The sequence below is a fragment of the Pseudoalteromonas sp. SG45-5 genome (assembly GCF_014164085.1).
Taxonomy (GTDB): Bacteria; Pseudomonadota; Gammaproteobacteria; order Enterobacterales; family Alteromonadaceae; genus Pseudoalteromonas; species Pseudoalteromonas aliena.
Map to the genome: position 1 here is coordinate 1 of NZ_JACJEM010000104.1, position 2,936 is coordinate 2,936.

Below are 2,936 nucleotides of genomic sequence, written 5' to 3' on the forward strand. Positions count from 1 at the left end.
CATAAAACGCGTTTGGCGTTGTATGGTTAAGCCTCACGGGTAATTAGTACAAGTTAGCTTAATGGCTCACACCACTTCCACATCTTGCCTATCAACGTTGTAGTCTTCAACGGCCCTTCAGAGACTTTAAAAGTCTAGTGAGAACTCATCTCGAGGCCTGCTTCGCGCTTAGATGCTTTCAGCGCTTATCAGTTCCGAACGTAGCTACCGGGCAATGCCATTGGCATGACAACCCGAACACCAGCGGTTCGTTCACTCCGGTCCTCTCGTACTAGGAGCAACCCCTCTCAATTCTCAAACGCCCACGGCAGATAGGGACCGAACTGTCTCACGACGTTCTAAACCCAGCTCGCGTACCACTTTAAATGGCGAACAGCCATACCCTTGGGACCGACTTCAGCCCCAGGATGTGATGAGCCGACATCGAGGTGCCAAACACCGCCGTCGATATGAACTCTTGGGCGGTATCAGCCTGTTATCCCCGGAGTACCTTTTATCCGTTGAGCGATGGCCCTTCCATTCAGAACCACCGGATCACTATGACCTACTTTCGTACCTGCTCGACGTGTCTGTCTCGCAGTTAAGCTGGCTTCTACCATTACACTAACCGTACGATGTCCGACCGTACTTAGCCAACCTTCGTGCTCCTCCGTTACTCTTTAGGAGGAGACCGCCCCAGTCAAACTACCCACCAGGCACTGTCCGTAACCCCGATTCAGGGGCCAACGTTAGAACATCAAAACTACAAGGGTGGTATTTCAAGGTTGACTCCACAACAACTAGCGTCGCTGCTTCAAAGTCTCCCACCTATCCTACACATGTAGGTTCAATGTTCAGTGCCAAGCTGTAGTAAAGGTTCACGGGGTCTTTCCGTCTAGCCGCGGGTACACAGCATCTTCACTGCGATTTCAATTTCACTGAGTCTCGGGTGGAGACAGCGTGGCCATGGTTACACCATTCGTGCAGGTCGGAACTTACCCGACAAGGAATTTCGCTACCTTAGGACCGTTATAGTTACGGCCGCCGTTTACCGGGGCTTCGATCAAGAGCTTCTCCCTAAGGATAACCCCATCAATTAACCTTCCGGCACCGGGCAGGTGTCACACCGTATACGTCATCTTGCGATTTTGCACAGTGCTGTGTTTTTAATAAACAGTCCCAGCCACCTGGTCACTGCGGCTCCCGTCCGCTTAGAGAGCAAGTCTCATCACAGATAGGAGCGTACCTTCTCCCGAAGTTACGGTACGATTTTGCCTAGTTCCTTCACCCGAGTTCTCTCAAGCGCCTTAGTATTCTCTACCTGACCACCTGTGTCGGTTTGGGGTACGATTCCATATAATCTGAAGCTTAGAGGCTTTTCCTGGAAGTATGGCATCAGCAACTTCATCACCGTAGTGACTCGTCTCGTGTCTCAGGTTTAGTGTTCGTCCGGATTTACCTAAACAAACGCCCTACTCACTTTCACATAGACTACCAACGCTATGCTTGCTTAGCCTGCTCCGTCCCCCCATCGCAATTATATCGAGTACAGAAATATTAATCTGTTTCCCATCGACTACGCCTTTCGGCCTCGCCTTAGGGGTCGACTTACCCTACCCTGATTAACATGGGATAGGAACCCTTGGTCTTCCGGCGTGGGAGTTTTTCACTCCCATTATCGTTACTCATGTCAGCATTCGCACTTCTGATACCTCCAGCAACCCTCCCGGGTCACCTTCAACGGCTTACAGAACGCTCCCCTACCACTCAGAATAAATTCTGAATCCGCAGCTTCGGTGCATAGTTTAGCCCCGTTACATCTTCCGCGCAGACCGACTCGACCAGTGAGCTATTACGCTTTCTTTAAAGGATGGCTGCTTCTAAGCCAACCTCCTGGCTGTCTGGGCCTTTCCACATCGTTTCCCACTTAACTATGACTTTGGGACCTTAGCTGGCGGTCTGGGTTGTTTCCCTCTTCACGACGGACGTTAGCACCCGCCGTGTGTCTCCCGGATATTACTTTACGGTATTCGGAGTTTGCAAAGGGTTGGTAAGTCGGGATGACCCCCTAGCCTTAACAGTGCTCTACCCCCGTAAGTATTCGTCCGAGGCTCTACCTAAATAGATTTCGGGGAGAACCAGCTATCTCCCGGTTTGATTAGCCTTTCACTCCTAGCCACAGGTCATCCCCTAACTTTTCAACGTTAGTGGGTTCGGTCCTCCAGTTGATGTTACTCAACCTTCAACCTGCCCATGGCTAGATCACCGGGTTTCGGGTCTATACCTTGCAACTATTCGCCCAGTTAAGACTCGGTTTCCCTACGGCTACCCTATTCGGTTAACCTCGCTACAAAATATAAGTCGCTGACCCATTATACAAAAGGTACGCAGTCACCCAACAAGTGGGCTCCTACTGCTTGTACGTACACGGTTTCAGGTTCTATTTCACTCCCCTCACAGGGGTTCTTTTCGCCTTTCCCTCACGGTACTGGTTCACTATCGGTCAGTTGGGAGTATTTAGCCTTAGATGATGGTCCACCTATATTCAGTCAAAGTTTCACGTGCTCCGACCTACTCGATTTCACTTAAAATGTCTTTTCATGTACGGGACTATCACCCTGTATCGTGGCACTTTCCAGAGCCTTCCATTAACACATAATAAGCTTAAGGGCTGTTCCGATTTCGCTCGCCGCTACTTTCGGAATCTCGGTTGATTTCTTTTCCTACGGGTACTTAGATGTTTCAGTTCTCCGCGTTCGCCTCGTTAACCTATGTATTCAGTTAACGATACCTGCAAGCAGGTGGGTTTCCCCATTCGGAAATCCTAGTCTCAAGTGCTTTTTACTAGCTTGACTAGGCTTATCGCAAGTTAATACGTCCTTCATCGCCTCCAACTGCCAAGGCATCCACCGTGTACGCTTAGTCACTTAACCATACAACCCAAACGGGTCTTTGTT

1 rRNA gene is annotated in these 2,936 nt (G+C 50.0%); it reads right to left on the reverse strand.

The features are described from left to right. Positions 1-22 precede the first annotated feature (22 nt). Positions 23-2,912: ribosomal RNA gene (locus H5119_RS19700) — 23S ribosomal RNA — on the reverse strand. Positions 2,913-2,936 lie beyond the last annotated feature (24 nt).